Raw genomic sequence first — 15,577 nt, forward strand, 5'->3', positions numbered from 1 at the left:
TGAGGAGGGAAACAGATGAAGCTAGCTGATAAAACTGCAAAAGAATTGCAGGAATTACTACATAGCAAGGAACTGACGATTACGGACCTGACAAAAGCGACATTCGAGCGCATGAAGGAATTGGATCCGAAAGTCGACGCTTTTTTGGCATTGAATGAAGAGCAAGCGACAAAGCAAGCGGCAGAAATGGACCAAACGGAAGCAGGAGAGCGCGGCCCACTTTTCGGTTTGCCAATCGGAGTAAAAGATAATATCGTCACAGAAGGGCTGGAGACGACTGCATCAAGCTTGATCCTGAAAGGCTTCAATCCCATCTACAACGCAACGGTTGTAGATAAATTGCGTGAAGCCGGCATGATCATCGTTGGGAAATTGAACATGGATGAATTCGCCATGGGATCATCCAACGAAAACTCTTATTACAAAAATACGAAAAATCCGTGGAATTTAGAAACAGTTCCAGGTGGATCATCAGGCGGATCGGCTGCGGCAGTTGCTGCAGGTGAAGTGCCGTTTTCACTCGGTTCCGATACGGGCGGATCGATTCGCCAACCGGCTGCTTTTTGCGGCGTCGTCGGCATGAAGCCAACATACGGCCGCGTATCGCGTTTTGGTTTGATCGCTTATGCGTCATCGTTCGACCAAATCGGACCGATTACGCGCACGGTCAAAGACAATGCTTTGTTGTTGAACGCCATATCCGGACACGACGAAAAAGATTCCACTTCTGCAAATGTGGACGTGCCTGATTTTACAGCTGCACTGACTGGCGATATCCAAGGGCTTCGCATTGGCGTGCCAAAAGAGTATTTCGCAGAAGGCGTCAGCGAAGCATCGAAACAAGCTGTAAAAGACGCTTTAAAAGTATTGGAAGAAAAAGGCGCAACATGGGAAGAGATTTCCTTGCCGCATTCCAAATACGCACTTTCGACTTATTACATCTTGGCTTCATCTGAAGCATCATCGAACTTGTCCCGTTTTGACGGCATCCGCTACGGCTACCGGACGGAAAAAGCCGGCAGCCTGCTTGAGTTCTATATGAACACTCGCTCAGAAGGATTTGGCGATGAAGTGAAGCGCCGCATCATGCTCGGAACGTATGCACTGAGCTCGGGGTATTACGATGCTTATTACAAAAAAGCACAGAAAGTCCGTACATTGATCAAGCAGGATTTCGATAAGGCGTTTGAAAACTTCGATGTTATCGTTGGGCCAACCACGCCGACGCCGGCATTCAAGATCGGTGAAATCATCGATGACCCATTGACGATGTACGCTAACGATATCTTGACGATCCCTGTCAACTTGGCAGGTGTTCCAGCGATCTCAGTTCCGTGTGGATTTGAAAGTGGCTTGCCGCTCGGATTGCAGATCATCGGCAATTATTTCGATGAAGAAACCGTCTACCGTGTCGCGGATGCTTTCGAGCAGGCGACCGAGTTCCATAAAGAAATACCGCAAACATGGGAGGGAGCCGCACAATGAATTTCGAAACGATCATCGGGCTTGAAGTCCACGTCGAACTGAAGACGGAATCCAAAATGTTCTCGCCTTCCCCGGCACATTTCGGTGCTGAACCAAATACCAACACGAATGTCATCGATCTTGGCTACCCTGGGGTCTTGCCGGTCGTCAATAAAACAGCTGTCGATTGGGCGATGAAAGCGGCACTTGCATTAAACTGCGAGATTACACGCCACACCAAATTTGACCGCAAAAACTATTTCTACCCGGATAACCCGAAAGCCTATCAAATTTCCCAATTTGATCAGCCGATCGGCGAACACGGCTGGTTAGAAATCGAAGTAAATGGCGAGAAAAAACGCATCGGCATCACCCGTCTTCACATGGAAGAAGATGCAGGCAAGCTGACACATACCGGCAATGGCCACTCTCTTGTCGACTTTAACCGCCAAGGGACACCGTTGATCGAGATCGTTTCAGAACCGGATATCCGCACGCCGGAAGAAGCGTATGCGTATTTGGAGAAAATCAAATCGATCATCCAATACACAGGCGTTTCCGATGTGCGCATGGAAGAAGGCTCGCTTCGCTGCGACGCCAATATCTCCTTGCGCCCATACGGCCGTGATGAATTCGGCACGAAAACCGAGCTGAAGAACTTGAACTCGTTTAACTTCGTTAAAAAAGGCTTGGAGCACGAACAGATCCGCCAAGAGCAAGTATTGCTCGCAGGCGGTATCATCGAGCAGGAAACACGCCGCTATGATGAGTCGACTGGTAAAACCTTGCTCATGCGCATCAAAGAAGGTTCGGATGATTACCGTTACTTCCCAGAACCGGACCTGGTCGATATCGTCATCGACGACGCCTGGCTCGAGCGCGTGCGCGCAGAAATTCCGGAACTTCCGGACGCCCGCAAAGCCCGCTACGTCTCAGAACTTGGCTTGTCGTCATATGACGCTATGGTATTGACTTTGCAGAAGCCGATTTCCGATTTCTTCGAAGCGACGGTGAAAGCCGGGGCTGACGCGAAATTGACATCCAACTGGATGATGGGTGAAGTGTCCGCATATCTCAACGCCCAGAACAAAGAGCTCGAAGAAACGGAACTAACACCAGAAGGGCTTGCCGGCATGATCAAATTAATCGGCGAAGGCACGATTTCCTCGAAGATCGCTAAGAAAGTCTTCAAGGAATTGATCGAAAAAGGTGGAGACCCGAACAAGATCGTCAAAGCGCAAGGCTTGGTACAGATCTCGGACGAAAACGTATTGCTTGAATACGTTACCAATACATTGGACGCCAACCCGCAGTCGATCGAAGATTACAAGAACGGGAAAGATCGCGCAATCGGCTTCCTCGTTGGGCAAATCATGAAAGCGACAAAAGGACAGGCCAACCCGCCGCTCTTGAACAAAATCCTCCTAGAGGAAATCGCGAAACGTTAATCAGAAAAAGGATGGCTCACTCAGCCATCCTTTTTTTGTGTGGATTATTTTAGTGAATGCGATTCAAAAGCTAAATCTGGTAGTCGAAATGTTATTTCCTTGAGATTCCGCTCCAAGGGGCACGCTTGAGGCCTGCAGGATGCAGGTCATGCAGCTGATGCGACAGGACGTCGCGTTTTCAGCTGCCCGAATAAGGGGCGGGTGTTGAGCCAAGGTGGCAAAGGGCGCGCCACCATTGTCTCGCCAGCCCGCGCGGTCCCTCAGGCGTCGGCCCCTTTCCGCTTCATCTCTAAGTATAATGGGGAAATAAAATTCAACTGTCACTGAAATTAGTATAAATAGTTTTAGACAGCTTTGTAATTGCGTAAAGAATAGCTAGTGAACCATCTTTTCCACTATCAACTCTAGCTAGGCACCTTCACCACCGAACGAATATAAAAAAAGACGCATCCTCGCATGCAACATCCAATGAAATCGAAAAGCCGAACCGCGCCCAAGGGCGAGCCGAAGCCATAAGACGAGTGTCCTTCTCGGCTCATGGCGAAAGGCCAGCCCCAAGCGGAAGGCGGCTGCTTGAAGATGAAACAATCAATGGACCATTCATTTAACTATCAAGTCTAGCTAAACGTCTATACCAGCGAATGAAGACACTCAACAGTGACGCATCTTCGCGCGAAACATCCAATAAAATCGAAAAGCCGAACCGCGCCCAAGGGCGAGCCGAAGCCATAAGACGAGTGTCCTTCTCGGCTCATGGCGAAAGGCCAGCCCCAAGCGGAAGGCGACTGCTTCACGATGAAATAATTAACGAACGATTCATCTCGCTATCAAGTCAAACTAAGCGTTGATACCAGCGGATGAACACAATCAACAGCGATACTTGCTAGCACGCAATACCCAATGAAATCCAAAAGCCGAACCGCGCCCAAGGGCGAGCCGATGCAATAAGACAAGTGTTCTTCTTGGCTTATTGCAAGAGGCCAGCCCCAAGCGGAAGGCGACTGCTTGAAGATGAAATAATTAACGAACGATTCATCTCGCTATCAAGTCAAACTAAGCGTTGATACCAGCGGATGAACACAATCAACAGCGATACTTGCTCACACACAACATTCAATAAAATCTAAAGCCGAACCGCGCATATGGGCGAGCCGAAGCAATGAGACGAGCGTCCTTCTCGGCTCATTGTGGGAGGCCAGCCCCAAGCGAGAGGCGGCTCCTTCATTATGAAATAATCAATGCACGATTCATCTCACTATAAAAGTCCAGCTAAGTGTTCTTCTTGCCTCATTGCGAAAGATAAGCCCCAAGAGAAAGGCGACTATCTCGTGATAAAATGTACGATGAATTATCCATTTCGCTCTCACGTCTAATTGACTGCTCTGCATGACAAAATAGTAACCGACTGCGAAATGTAGACTTAATTGGAACAATTCCACAGCTTTTTGCTTAAAAGTTTGCCGCAAAGGGAAAAGAACAGGTAAACTGTTGGGTAAGGAGACGTGATAGAATGATGACGGAACTGGAATATTTTGAGCACGCCATCACGCTGGAGAAATACATGGCGCAAATGGAGTCGAACCAAGAAAAAACTTACACAATCTACGAGAAATTCGAACTGCCGGACGATGCGGAATTTATCGATAAGTTGAAACAGCAGCGAGTGAACATCTTGGCGATTACCGAAGACTGGTGCGGCGATGCGATGATGGTCAACCCGATTTTGAGAAAATTGGCAGAAGCGGGGGATCTCGAAGTGCGCTGTGTTTACCGCGATGACAACCCAGAACTCATGGAGCGCTATTTGACGAATGGCGGCAAGTCGATTCCGAAATACATCTTCCTGTCCGGAAGTGGGGAAGTAATGGGCTCGTGGGGGCCACGTTCACCAAAAGTCCAACAGATGGTCGATGAGAAGAAAACAAAACTGCCGGAAAAAGAAAATCCTCAATACGAATTGCATTGGAAAACGATTGTCGGAGAGATATCGGATCGTTTCACGTCTGATCCGGATCTCTGGCAAGATACGTATGAAGACATTCGCAAAAGCTTGCAAGAAATCTTGTAATACCATACAGACAGCCGGCTGCAGAATGTCCCGTTCGCGGGAACTTTCTGCAGCCCTGTCATGTCCTGTTTTTAGAGAATGGTCCAGAAAGGCTGAATCCGATGAAACGAGCACGCATAATTTATAACCCAACATCCGGCAGGGAATTGTTCCGCCGCCACCTTCCGGAAGTATTGCAAAAGATGGAAATCGCAGGATACGAAACCTCTTGCCATGCAACAACATGTGAAGGGGACGCAGTCAAGGCGGCAGAATATGCCGTCGAGCATAAATTTGATTTGGTAGTGGCAGTTGGCGGAGACGGGACACTTAATGAAGTGGTTTCAGGAATTGCCAAATATCCGGAACGCCCGAAAGTGGGCTTGATTCCAATGGGCACAACTAACGACTTCGCGCGCGCCGTACGCATACCGCGCGACATCAACCGCGCCGTTGACATCATTATCAAAGGTGAGTCGATCCCTGTCGATATCGGAGTGATGAACGATGACCGTTATTTCGTCAATATTGCCGGAGGCGGCCGTCTAACGGAGCTAACTTATGAAGTTCCGAGCAAACTCAAGACGGTACTTGGCCAGTTGGCCTATTACTTAAAGGGCATCGAGATGATTCCGTCGATTCGTTCTTCACGCGTCCGCATTGAATACGATGGGCAAGTGTTCGACGACAAAGCGATGATGTTCTTGATTGGCTTGACCAATTCCGTCGGCGGTTTTGAAAAGCTAGCGCCGGACGCGAGCATCAATGATGGCAAATTTACTTTGCTTATTCTGAAAGAGTTGAATATGGCAGAGTTTATCCGCGTGGCTTCCCTAGCGCTTCGCGGGGAACATTTATCCGACCCTCATGTCTTATATGTGAAGGCAAGCAAGATTTCAGTGACATCCAATGAACGCGTCTTGCTCAACTTGGACGGCGAGTTTGGCGGTATTTTGCCGGCTACTTTCGAGAACTTGGAGCGCCATATTGAAATGTTCGTACCGCTGGAATACATCAAAGAAAAAGACCGCAAATAAAAAACGATCCGCTCAACCCGGTGTGGGGGAGCGAATCGTTTTTTTAAGCTTAATATTCCAGCAATTCGATGGCTTCGTCTTGGTCTGCCGCAAGCTTCGGGAGGTCTTCAATTGGTTCCCAGCGATACTGGACGACTAGCCCATTGTCGCGGCCTTTGCTTTTGATCGTATGTTCAAATTCGTCAATTTTTTCGCCAGTGTATTCAAAATGGAAGATGTTGCGCTCGTACGCTTTTTCTTTATGTGCCGGGTAGTAATTGTATTTGTGGATTTTCCCGACGAATTCGAGCACATTGCGCGGCAAGCCGGTTTCTTCTTTCACTTCACGGTACAGGGCATCAATCAACAATTCGCCATCGCCGATCGTTCCGCCTGGCACCTGCAGTCCGACTTCAGGTTCGCCTTTGTACTCGAATACGAGCAATTCTTTGTTGTTTTCTTCGCCTCTGGTGATATAGGCAAATACCTTTCTGCTTGTTTCCATATGAATCATCCTTTTCTTTTGTTCATTATAGAATACTAAAAATTCAGCAAAATTTCAATGCTTATGTGTTCGTTTTGTCACAGCTTATTCAAACATCGGGCGGAATCGAATGCCTCGCAGAAGTTTATAGGGGGGGCTTTGAGGTACAATAAAACATATAACGGGTTGAGTTTTAGCCCATGTAAAGGGGACGAGAATTTTGGGATTTGAAGATACGGCTTTAATGAGCCGGATACTAACCTTGATGACCCTATCTTTTCACATCATTTACGCAACGATCGGTGTAGGGATCCCGCTCATGATCATGATTGCCCAATGGGTCGGGATCAGAAAAAATGACGAGCATTATATCCTCCTGGCACGGCGCTGGGCAAGAGGATTTGTCATCACGGTCGCGGTCGGTGTCGTGACCGGTACCGCAATCGGGTTGCAATTATCATTATTGTGGCCGAACTTTATGCAAATGGCAGGGAATGTCATTGCGCTTCCGTTGTTCATGGAAGTCTTTGCGTTTTTCTTTGAAGCGATTTTTCTTGGGATCTATTTGTATACGTGGGATCGGTTTGAAGATCAGCGTAAACATTTTCTCCTGCTAGTGCCGGTCGCACTCGGAGCGGCGGCTTCTTCTATATTCATCACCATCGTCAATTCATTCATGAATGCGCCGCAAGGCTTTGATGTATTGAATGGCGAACTGGTCAACGTGAGCCCGTTGCTCGCGATGTTCAGTCCGGCAGTGCCGACAAAAGTCGCGCACGTCTTGTCGACAGCATTCATGACAAGTGCCTTTATCTTGGCATCAATCGCGGCTTTCCGTTTGCTGCGGGGATCGAATCATATTTACCACAAAAAAGCATTGTTCCTGACGATGAAGCTCGCATTGATCTTTTCGGTAGCGACCGCTATCATCGGCGACTTCTCCGGGAAATACTTGGCCGAATACCAGCCAGAAAAACTGGCGGCGGCTGAGTGGCATTTTGAAACAGGACCGGAAGCCGAACTTGTGCTGTTTGGCGTGTTGGACGGCGAAGAGCCAAAATACGCGATCCGCGTCCCATATGCATTGAGTATTTTGGCGCACGGCGTCCCAAGTGGTGAGGTCATCGGCTTGAATGATTTCCCAGAAGATGAAATTCCGCCACTGTGGATCCATTACTTGTTCGATACGATGGTCACACTTGGCATGTGGCTTGCGTTCTTCTCCTTCGTCTTCGTAGTCGGATCTTGGCGCGGCTGGTCCCTCGTCAAGCAGAAATGGTTCCGCTGGCTGACGGTGCTCAGCGGTCCGCTCGCAATGATTGCCATCGAAGCTGGCTGGTGGTTTACAGAAGTCGGCAGACAGCCATGGATCTTGCGCGGTTATATGAAGACCAGTGAAGGGGCAACGGCAAGCGGGCAAGTCGATTTGATGATCGTGTTGTTCGCCGGCCTCTACGTCATTCTCGGAATCGGGACGGTCGTTGTCTTGTCCCGCATGTATAAACGCAATCCAGTTGAGAAAGAGCTGGCACAGCGTGAATCCAGTAAAGGCGGTGAGGAATCATGACACTTGAGATTATCGGGATTTCCGTTCTTTGGTTGTTTTTGTTTCTTTACGTCATTGTGGCGTCGATTGATTTCGGCGCCGGATTCTTTAACGCTTATAGCGCTTTCTCGGACAAGCAGCATATCTTGACAGGCATCATCCAGCGTTATCTGTCGCCGGTATGGGAAGTGACGAACGTCTTTTTCGTATTCTTCTTCGTCGGCATTATCGGGTTTTTCCCGCAGACGGCGTTTTACTACGGCACAACACTGCTCGTGCCGGCAAGTCTTGCCTTGATATTGCTCGCCGTGCGCGGTTCGTATTATGCATTCGCCACATACGGCGCGAAGATCGACCATCGCGGCTATATTTATATGTACGGGTTATCTGGCCTATTGCTTCCGGCGGCTTTGTCGCCGGTACTGGCCATTTCAGAAGGCGGCTTTATGCGTCTTGAAGGCGGGCAGCCCTCGCTTGATTACTGGGCACTTTTTACAAGCCCGTTAATGTGGAGCATTGTCGTCTTGAGCCTTGCAGCGGTGCTTTATATTTCCGCTGTGTTCTTGACTTGGTATGCACACAAAGCGGGAGACGTAAAGGCGACTCAATTGGTGCGAAAATACGCGTTGGTATGGGCCGGACCGACGATCATCACCGCAACCGGCATCATTTTCGAACTTCGTGGGCATAACCCTGAACATTACGCGAGCTTGCTTGATCTGTGGTGGATGTTTGCGTTATCGTTCCTATTGTTCCTCGGCACCGTATTTTTGATTTGGAAAAAGCGCAATTACGGTTTGGCGTTCATCTTGCTCGTCGGCCAGTTCTTTACCGCGTTTTTTGCCTACGGGGCATCGCATTACCCGTATCTGTTGTATCCGCATTTGACGATTTACGATAGCTTCACGAATGAATCAATGGCGATCGCCTTAATTATCGCCTTTATTGCAGGACTGGGGCTATTATTGCCCTCGCTTTATCTATTGTTCCGCCTGTTCCTGTTCGACAAAGATTACGTCAAAGGGAAATCGGATTATCATGCCTGAAGGAGGCTATGAAAGATGAATGATTTTTTCATTTTCTACGCGCCGTTTCTGGTCATTATCCTGGCGATTGCCGTCGGTTTCTGGATATCATTAAAAGATGGCCCAGTAACGAAAGATAAAAAATAAAGCTGTGGCGGGAATTTCCCGCCGCAGTTTTTTACTGCTGAAAAAGCGGATATGTTACAATAGGGCAATGTGAAATGGAGTGAACGTAATGAAACCAGTAACCAAAAATGACCGTTTGTCGGTCTATGTTGAAGACTTGACGCATGACGGTGCCGGCGTCGCCAAAGTGGAGGGCTATCCGCTGTTTATTAAAGATGCATTGCCAGGGGAGACCGTAACGGTGCATGTCTTGAAAACATTGAAATCCTACGGCTTTGCCAAGCTCATCTCGATTGAAGAGAAATCCGCAGACCGGATCGACGCACCGTGTCCGGTGTTTGAGATTTGCGGCGGCTGCCAATTGCAGCATTTGTCCTACGAAGGGCAACTAAAGTATAAAGAAAAAGTCGTGCGCGATGCGATGGCGCGTCTCGGCAAATTACCCGACGTGCCGGTCCATCCAGTGAAAGGCATGGACAACCCATGGCGCTACCGCAATAAATCACAAATCCCGTTCGGCATGGATGATGGCCGCGTCGTCGCCGGCTTCTACCAGCCGCGTTCGCACCGCATTGCCGATACCGATATCTGCCTGATCCAAACGCCGGAAGCGGACACCTTGATGGCGTCGCTCAAGCGCAATTTGCAGGACATGGGCATCGAGCCGTATGAAGAAAAGACGCACCGCGGCATGCTGCGCCACGTCGTGCTCCGCAAAGGGCGCGTGACGGGCGAATTGATGGTCGTATTGGTGACGAAGAAGCAGAAATTCCCGCAAGCAGAACGTGCCGTAGAAGCGATCCGCGCCGCATTGCCTGAGGTGACATCGATCATGCAAAACGTCAACGGAGACAAGACCAATGTCATCTTCGGAAACGAAACGATCAATCTATGGGGCAAAGACATCATTGAAGACCGCATTGGCGATGTGCGCTTCGAGATCTCTGCGCGGTCGTTCTATCAAGTTAATCCGGAACAGACAGAAGTGCTGTACGGGCAGGCGCTTGACTATGCGGGGCTGACAGGAAGCGAGACAGTAATCGATGCATATTGCGGCATCGGCACGATTTCGTTATTCCTTGCACAGCGCGCGAAATTTGTCATGGGCGTCGAGATCGTCCCACAAGCGATCGAAGATGCCAAACGCAATGCCGACTTGAACGGCTTCACAAATACTTTATTCGAAGCAGGGCCAGCTGAAGAAGTCATTCCGCGCTGGTACAAAGACGGTAAACAAGCAGATGTGCTCGTTGTCGACCCGCCGCGAAAAGGCTGCGACGAAGCACTGCTGCAAACGATGCTCGAACAAAAGCCACAGCGCATCGTCTACGTTTCCTGCAACCCTGCGACACTGGCACGCGATTTGCGAATCTTGGAAGACGGCGGCTACCGGACACAGGAAGTCCAGCCGGTCGATATGTTCCCGCAGACGACGCACGTCGAGTGTGTGGCTTGGTTGACGAGATAACTGCCAGCGCCATGTGATCAAATGCTCCCAGACTTTTTCTTGAAAACAGTCTGGGAGTTTTTTTATGCCTCCAAATGGGTTTCCTTACTTCTGTGGCGGAGTTCGACTTGATGTACAGCAGGATAACCGATAGTAGCTAGAGAAGTAGGTTAAAGCAGAATTTTTTAAAAGGAGGGTGCGGAATGTACGAACAAAAAACAAAAGAGCATGAAGGCAGCGTCATCGAATTTATCGAAACAGTGGAAAAGCCATCTAAAAAAGAAGATGCTTATCGGTTACTAGAGCTTTTTGAGCAAGCGACAGGCTATCCAGCAAAAATGTGGGGCGACAGCATCATCGGTTTTGGTTCTTACCACTACCGGTACGCAACTGGCCATGAAGGCGATGCACCGCTCGCTGGATTTTCCCCACGCAAAGCGAAAATCAGCCTGTATCTGACAGGGTGTGCGGAAAAAGAGCCGGATGCACTCGAACGCCTCGGAAAATGTACTGCGGGTAAATCTTGTATTTACATCAATAAGTTCAGCGATATCGATCCCGACGTGTTGAAAGAATTGATTGGCAATGCAGTCTCTTATTTGCAAAAACGCTATCCGGACAAAGGGGAAACGTAAATTTGTCGAAATAAGGGCGGGAGAAAAAATTATGGGCAGTTTTTCTTTTGGCAGGTTTTAGGCTATGATCCCTTCGGGTATAGAAATAGTGACACTATCTGTAAGGAGAGAAGAAGCACGATGGAACACATACCCGAGTCGAAATTCGAGGACAAACGGTCGAAGGTCATTGATGAGCTCGTTTCGAAGAATGTCTTTAAGATCAACGGCAGACAGCTTTATGAATTGTCTTTATTTGAACTGCTAAAGGAATATACCGATAAAAGCCTAAGCTCATGAGCTCGGGCTTTTTTAGATAGTTTTGGCCTTAAGACGAGGCTTATTTTGTACCATGTAGGAGGAAAAGGCATGCACCATCAAAAACTAGAGGACTACCGGAAAAATAAGCTCGATGAAATGACGATTGCTGAATTGCAGCAGGAGATGGAAACAGGCAAGTTGACTTCAGAAGAGCTCGTGCTGATGTATAAAGAAAACATTTCACTGCGCGATAGACATATCCATGCAGTACTTGAGGTCAACCCCGACGCTTTGTTGACCGCTCGAGCACTAGACTTTGAACGTAAGCATAAAGGGCCGCGCTCTAGCTTACATGGCATCCCTTTGCTCGTAAAAGACAATATGGATACTGGAGATGGCATGCATACAAGTGCAGGATCACTCGCGATGGCAGATCACTATGCGCTGCGGGATGCCAAGGTGGTAGAAAAGCTGCGAGCGGCAGGTGCGATTATCCTCGGCAAAACGAATATGACCGAATGGGCGAATTTTATGAGCGATAAGATGACCAATGGCTTCAGCTCACGCGGCGGCCAGGTGAAAAATCCGTATGGCCCTTTTGATGTCGGCGGATCGAGTTCAGGGTCGGCGGCTGGAGTGGCTTCAAATTTGGCTGTGGCTGCAATCGGGACGGAAACTTCCGGCTCAATCATTAATCCAGCGGCACAGAATAGCCTGGTTGGCATCAAGCCAACTGTCGGACTGGTGAGCCGGACGGGAATCATTCCTTTATCGCATACGCAAGACACAGCAGGTCCGCTTGCACGCTCAGTGGAAGATGCGGTGTCGGTGTTTGCCGCATTGATAGGGACAGACTCAGGAGATGTAATTACCGTGTTGGCGGACCAATTTAGAGGCTATGACTGGCAGCAGCATTTGAAAAGCGACGGATTGTCCGGCGTCGTCCTCGGCTTAGACCGTCAATTGTTTAAAGAAATTCCGGATGACCAGGCCAAAGCTTTCGAAGCAGCCATGGGGCAGTTGCGCGCATGCGGAGCTACCATCAAGGAAGTCGATATCGGCACCGAGCAGGAAGATCTCGGTTTTGCGGTGCTGCTCCATGAATTCAAAGCAGATTTGAATGCCTATTTGGCGCGTTCGAACCCCGACCACCGCATTCGTTCCATGAGTGACATCATTTCATACAATGAAGAGCACGCTGAGCAGATGTTAAAATTCGGCCAAAATCTCTTGCAGCAGGCAAATCTCATGAGCGGAAATTTGACGGAGCGGGAATATGTCGAGGCACTTGAACGCAACCGGTTCCTCGCGGCTGAACAAGGCATGAAAAAACAGCTTCAACAAGCTGGCGCAGATGCGCTTTTGTTGCCTCAAGATTTCGGCTGCAATATCGGGGCTGCTGCGGGTTTCCCATCCATTACAGTGCCAGCGGGATTGACAGCCGCTGGCGAACCGTTCGGCATTACATTTGCCGGCCAAGCATTTGATGAACCGAAACTGATTGAGTATGCATATGCATTTGAACAAGCGGTAGCGGGGCGGAGGCGTCCCTTATAAGAAAATCCCCTTCTCTGGAGAAACTTCCAGGGAAGGGGATTTTTTCATTTGATTTCACGCCATAATTGTTCAAGCAGTCTCTGCAGTCCTGCTTCAGACTCTGTCATTTTGCCTAACGAAGTCAGAACGCTGCTAAGGACGGCATTGCGTGGTTGTTCAGCTGTTAATTCATCGGCCAAAAATGTCAGCAATTGCTTCACGTCATCGTTTTCTGCTTGCTCTGCGAATGCTTGCAATTGGGGGACACTGTCCGATAATGCCGGCGGCTGTTGAGGCTGGCCTAACAAGCCTTCCGAGAGAAATTGCTTGCCATCTTTCAATTGAATCTCTACCGCTTGCTTCATACGATGCACAATATAATCGGTCAATTCGTCTAGTGGCAGCTGTTGTTCGGTGCCAAAGCGCCAGACATGCATCAATTGTTGTAGCGCGCCATTTGCGATAGCGGCATTCTCTAATGCGTAGGGCCGTACTTTTTCACCGAATAAATCGATGATTCGGCTGCTTAGCCACTTGAGTTCCAAAATATACTGGCTTTTTCCGAAAGCTTTCAATTCTTCATCTTGTGAGTAGAAAATGCTTTCGTACAAAGAAAATAAATTTTTCTCGTGGTTCATGCGGATGCGGATCGCGAGTTGTTTTGCAAAAAGATCCGGGTCACTCGGGGATTCACCAAAAGCGACCGATATGCGTGCTGACCGGATATCTTCAGCGATCGATTCCATCAACGCGATGAGGCATTCCGATTTAGAAGTAAAGTAATTATAGAAGGTGCCTTTGGAAATGCCGGCTTCATCCAGAATATCTTGTATAGACGAGGCATTATACCCTTTCTTAATGAATAAGTGATGGGCGGCATTGATGATTTGCTGTTTTTTAGGATTCATAATATCCCCTTTTTTAGACTGATAGTATAGCCAAAGCATACCGCCAAAAGCTGATGAAATCAATGTTTCAAACTTATTGCCTATTACTGATTCGTCTTTCTTGTAAAAACTATACTATGAGTATAAAATATGTCGATAGAGTATAAAATGCCGAAATAATTCGGTGAGACGGAGGAAACAACGATGACAGAAACAACGAAACCCCCATATGGAATTATCGCCATTTTGTTCACTGGAGCATTTGTGGCGATTTTCAACCAAACCCTTTTGAACATTGCCTTGCCGGAAATCATGATTGACTTGAAAGTCGATGCCGCGACGGCCCAATGGCTCGTCACGGGCTATATGCTCGTCAACGGTATTCTAATCCCAGCGAGCGCTTATTTGATTCAACGCTATTCGAACCGGGCGATTTTCATTGTCGCGATGTCCTTGTTCTCGATCGGGACCTTGCTGGCTGCATTGGCACCAGCATTTGCCATCCTGTTGATCGGCCGCATGGTGCAGGCTTCTGGCGCTGCACTTATGATGCCTTTGTTGATGAATGTCATGCTCGCCGCATTCCCGGTCGAGAAAAGAGGGCAGGCGATGGGCGTCTTCGGCATGGTCATGGTCGTCGCGCCGGCAATCGGCCCGACCCTTTCCGGATTTATCGTCCAGACCTATTCCTGGAGAGTGCTATTTTTCATCGTCTTGCCTGTCGCATTGATCCCGCTTTTGCTCGGGATCTTCAAATTAAAAAACCTGACGTTCCAAAATCGTGAGCTGTCGCTAGACCCCTTGTCACTTGTTCTATCGAGTCTTGGCTTTGGCGGCTTGTTGTATGGATTCAGTTCCGCCGGCTCGCTCGGCTGGGAAAATCCGGCCGTTTATTTGACAATTGCAGTTGGCCTGCTTTCCTTGACGGTCTTTTCCTTCCGCCAGATGAAGCTAAAAGAGCCGCTATTGGAACTTCGTGTTTATAAGCATCCGATGTTCGCCTTGTCTTCAGTCATTTCGATCACTTTGTCGATGGCGATGTTCTCGGCCATGATTCTTATGCCAATCTACATCCAGACCATCAAGGGGATCTCTCCAATACAGTCTGGTTTGATGATGCTCCCGGGCGCACTCGTCATGGGAATCATGTCCCCAATCACCGGGCGCATCTTTGACCGGTTCGGAGCCAAAGTGCTGGCATTGCCTGGACTGGCTCTTGTCGTCATCACCACTTATTTGTTCAGCAACTTAACAGTGGATACAGGATATTTTCAAATTATGGCGATTTACACCTTGCGCATGTTCGGCATTTCAATGGTCATGATGCCCGTCATGACCAATGGGCTTAACCAATTGCCGATGAAATCCTATCCGCACGGGACCGCTATCAACAATACTTTGCAGCAAGTTTCCGGTGCGATCGGTTCTGCGTTTCTCGTGACCTTGATGAATACGCGCACCGAAGCAACGGTACAAGATTTGGTCGCTGCCGGCACAAGCGCACAGGAAGCAACCATCCCTGCGATGCTCGAAGGCATCAATTTTTCGTTTACGGTATCGACATATATCGCACTCGCTGCTTTCCTATTAGCTTTGTTCATTAAAAAGCCTAACCAAAAAGCAACGGAAGCACAGAAAGAACGCGTCTATAAACAACGTTATGCCGATTGAAAAAG

Annotated in this window: 14 protein-coding genes; 12 read left to right on the plus strand and 2 right to left on the minus strand. The window is 48.7% G+C overall.

What is annotated here, in order from left to right; translation table 11 throughout:
- Window positions 1–15 precede the first annotated feature (15 nt).
- The 4 genes from gatA (at window position 16) to AY633_RS15405 (ending at window position 5,996) form a co-directional block, all read left to right on the plus strand.
- Entirely contained in the window at window positions 16–1,485 is a 1,470-nt protein-coding gene (gene gatA, locus AY633_RS15390; protein ID WP_068489081.1) for an Asp-tRNA(Asn)/Glu-tRNA(Gln) amidotransferase subunit GatA, read from the plus strand.
- Window positions 1,482–2,912 carry an Asp-tRNA(Asn)/Glu-tRNA(Gln) amidotransferase subunit GatB gene (gene gatB, locus AY633_RS15395; RefSeq protein WP_068489082.1) on the plus strand — a complete coding sequence of 477 codons (1,431 nt, stop codon included), beginning with the start codon at window positions 1,482–1,484 and terminating at the stop codon, window positions 2,910–2,912. The genes gatA and gatB overlap by 4 nt, the downstream gene beginning before the upstream one ends.
- A gap of 1,510 nt (window positions 2,913–4,422) precedes the next feature.
- Window positions 4,423–4,980, plus strand: coding sequence for a thioredoxin family protein (locus AY633_RS15400; RefSeq protein ID WP_068489083.1), 558 nt, complete (start codon window positions 4,423–4,425; stop codon window positions 4,978–4,980).
- A gap of 101 nt (window positions 4,981–5,081) precedes the next feature.
- Window positions 5,082–5,996 carry a diacylglycerol kinase gene (locus tag AY633_RS15405; protein WP_068461117.1) on the plus strand — a complete coding sequence of 305 codons (915 nt, stop codon included), beginning with the start codon at window positions 5,082–5,084 and terminating at the stop codon, window positions 5,994–5,996.
- Window positions 5,997–6,045: 49 nt separating this feature from the next.
- Here the strand turns inward: AY633_RS15405 and AY633_RS15410 are convergent, their stop codons facing one another.
- Entirely contained in the window at window positions 6,046–6,480 is a 435-nt protein-coding gene (locus AY633_RS15410; RefSeq protein ID WP_068489084.1) for an NUDIX hydrolase, read from the minus strand.
- A gap of 199 nt (window positions 6,481–6,679) precedes the next feature.
- Between AY633_RS15410 and AY633_RS15415 the strand changes: the two genes are divergently transcribed.
- From AY633_RS15415 to AY633_RS15435, 7 genes are all read left to right on the plus strand, one after another.
- Complete coding sequence (locus tag AY633_RS15415; protein ID WP_068489085.1) at window positions 6,680–8,026, plus strand: cytochrome ubiquinol oxidase subunit I; 1,347 nt, start codon at window positions 6,680–6,682, stop codon at window positions 8,024–8,026.
- A complete protein-coding gene (locus AY633_RS15420) occupies window positions 8,023–9,051 on the plus strand; it encodes a cytochrome d ubiquinol oxidase subunit II (RefSeq protein WP_068461124.1) in 1,029 nt (342 codons plus the stop codon). Before AY633_RS15415 ends, AY633_RS15420 begins: the two co-directional genes overlap by 4 nt.
- A gap of 15 nt (window positions 9,052–9,066) precedes the next feature.
- Window positions 9,067–9,177: a cytochrome bd oxidase small subunit CydS gene (gene cydS, locus AY633_RS16930; protein ID WP_374703198.1), complete on the plus strand. Its 111-nt coding sequence runs from the start codon at window positions 9,067–9,069 to the stop codon at window positions 9,175–9,177.
- Window positions 9,178–9,265: 88 nt separating this feature from the next.
- The gene (gene rlmD / locus AY633_RS15425; protein WP_068489086.1) at window positions 9,266–10,624 is read left to right on the plus strand and encodes a 23S rRNA (uracil(1939)-C(5))-methyltransferase RlmD; all 1,359 of its coding nucleotides are present in this window, start codon (window positions 9,266–9,268) and stop codon (window positions 10,622–10,624) included.
- A gap of 182 nt (window positions 10,625–10,806) precedes the next feature.
- Window positions 10,807–11,238 carry a DUF1801 domain-containing protein gene (locus AY633_RS15430; protein ID WP_068489087.1) on the plus strand — a complete coding sequence of 144 codons (432 nt, stop codon included), beginning with the start codon at window positions 10,807–10,809 and terminating at the stop codon, window positions 11,236–11,238.
- Window positions 11,239–11,358: 120 nt separating this feature from the next.
- Entirely contained in the window at window positions 11,359–11,517 is a 159-nt protein-coding gene (locus tag AY633_RS16425) for a Fur-regulated basic protein FbpA (protein WP_082799263.1), read from the plus strand.
- Window positions 11,518–11,586: 69 nt separating this feature from the next.
- Window positions 11,587–13,035: an amidase family protein gene (locus AY633_RS15435; protein WP_068489088.1), complete on the plus strand. Its 1,449-nt coding sequence runs from the start codon at window positions 11,587–11,589 to the stop codon at window positions 13,033–13,035.
- A 44-nt stretch (window positions 13,036–13,079) separates the two neighbouring features.
- Here the strand turns inward: AY633_RS15435 and AY633_RS15440 are convergent, their stop codons facing one another.
- The gene (locus AY633_RS15440; protein WP_068489089.1) at window positions 13,080–13,922 is read right to left on the minus strand and encodes a TetR/AcrR family transcriptional regulator; all 843 of its coding nucleotides are present in this window, start codon (window positions 13,920–13,922) and stop codon (window positions 13,080–13,082) included.
- A 183-nt stretch (window positions 13,923–14,105) separates the two neighbouring features.
- Here AY633_RS15440 and AY633_RS15445 point away from each other — a divergent pair, with 183 nt between their 5' ends.
- Window positions 14,106–15,572 (plus strand): DHA2 family efflux MFS transporter permease subunit, encoded by a 1,467-nt coding sequence (locus AY633_RS15445; protein WP_068489090.1) that lies wholly within the window; start codon window positions 14,106–14,108, stop codon window positions 15,570–15,572.
- Window positions 15,573–15,577: the final 5 nt, after the last annotated feature.

Origin of the sequence: Planococcus maritimus (genome assembly GCF_001592825.1) — a bacterium.
GTDB classification, from domain to species: Bacteria; Bacillota; Bacilli; order Bacillales_A; family Planococcaceae; genus Planococcus; species Planococcus maritimus_C.

What these genes read in the sequence shown, in the direction of transcription:
- AY633_RS15440 (WP_068489089.1), bottom strand. Translation starts at nt 13,922, where the DNA reads ATGAATCCTAAAAAACAGCAAATCATCAATGCCGCCCATCACTTATTC.
- rlmD (WP_068489086.1), top strand. Translation starts at nt 9,266, where the DNA reads ATGAAACCAGTAACCAAAAATGACCGTTTGTCGGTCTATGTTGAAGAC.
- gatB (WP_068489082.1), top strand. Translation starts at nt 1,482, where the DNA reads ATGAATTTCGAAACGATCATCGGGCTTGAAGTCCACGTCGAACTGAAG.
- AY633_RS15405 (WP_068461117.1), top strand. Translation starts at nt 5,082, where the DNA reads ATGAAACGAGCACGCATAATTTATAACCCAACATCCGGCAGGGAATTG.
- AY633_RS15430 (WP_068489087.1), top strand. Translation starts at nt 10,807, where the DNA reads ATGTACGAACAAAAAACAAAAGAGCATGAAGGCAGCGTCATCGAATTT.
- AY633_RS16425 (WP_082799263.1), top strand. Translation starts at nt 11,359, where the DNA reads ATGGAACACATACCCGAGTCGAAATTCGAGGACAAACGGTCGAAGGTC.
- gatA (WP_068489081.1), top strand. Translation starts at nt 16, where the DNA reads ATGAAGCTAGCTGATAAAACTGCAAAAGAATTGCAGGAATTACTACAT.
- AY633_RS15410 (WP_068489084.1), bottom strand. Translation starts at nt 6,480, where the DNA reads ATGGAAACAAGCAGAAAGGTATTTGCCTATATCACCAGAGGCGAAGAA.
- cydS (WP_374703198.1), top strand. Translation starts at nt 9,067, where the DNA reads ATGAATGATTTTTTCATTTTCTACGCGCCGTTTCTGGTCATTATCCTG.
- AY633_RS15435 (WP_068489088.1), top strand. Translation starts at nt 11,587, where the DNA reads ATGCACCATCAAAAACTAGAGGACTACCGGAAAAATAAGCTCGATGAA.
- AY633_RS15420 (WP_068461124.1), top strand. Translation starts at nt 8,023, where the DNA reads ATGACACTTGAGATTATCGGGATTTCCGTTCTTTGGTTGTTTTTGTTT.
- AY633_RS15400 (WP_068489083.1), top strand. Translation starts at nt 4,423, where the DNA reads ATGATGACGGAACTGGAATATTTTGAGCACGCCATCACGCTGGAGAAA.
- AY633_RS15445 (WP_068489090.1), top strand. Translation starts at nt 14,106, where the DNA reads ATGACAGAAACAACGAAACCCCCATATGGAATTATCGCCATTTTGTTC.